1 protein-coding gene is annotated in these 739 nt (G+C 68.5%); it reads right to left on the minus strand.

The genetic code is table 11. The annotated features are described in order from the left end of the window. The coding region (locus A5745_RS02520; protein ID WP_139329419.1) for a phosphopantetheine-binding protein at positions 1–739 on the minus strand (739 nt) is incomplete at both ends.

Below are 739 nucleotides of genomic sequence, written 5' to 3' on the forward strand. Positions count from 1 at the left end.
CGAGTTCGGTGCGGATGCGCGCGACGAGTCGGGTCGCTGAGAGGGAGTGTCCGCCCAGGGCGAAGAAGCTGTCGTCGATGCCGACTTTGTTGGCCCCGAGGACTTCGGCGAATAGGTTGGCCAGCACTGTTTCGCGTGGGTCGCGGGGCGCTCGGTAGGCCACGTCGCTGACAAACTGCGGGGCCGGCAGGGCTTTTCGGTCGAGTTTGCCGTGGGCGGTCAATGGCAGGGCCTCAAGAACCATGACTGCGGCGGGCACCATGAACTCGGGCAGTCGTGTCGCGGCATACCGCCGGATGTCGCCGGCCAGTGCGGCGGTCGTGCTCGCGTCGCTCGCGGTGGATGGTGGTGTGAGCACGACGTAGCCCACCAGGTGGGTGTTGTTGACGTCGTCGGCGGCGTTGGGGGCGCTGCGGGCGATGACGACGGCGTGCGCTACGCGAGGGTGGGTGGCCAGCACGGCCTCGACTTCGCCGGGCTCCACCCGAAATCCGCGGATCTTGACTTGTTGATCGGCGCGGCCCACGAATTCCAGTGCGCCGTGTGCGGTCCATCGCCCTACATCGCCGGTGCGATACATGCGCGCCCCGGCCGGCCCGAACGGGCAGGCCACAAACCGCGTCGCGGTCAACGCCGGGCGGCCGCGATATCCCCGGGCCACACCCGCGCCCGCGACATAGAACTCACCAAGCACCCCCACCGGAACCGGAGACAACCCCGCATCAAGCACAAACACCCG

Source organism: Mycobacterium sp. IS-2888, from assembly GCF_001954215.1.
Classification (GTDB): domain Bacteria; phylum Actinomycetota; class Actinomycetes; order Mycobacteriales; family Mycobacteriaceae; genus Mycobacterium.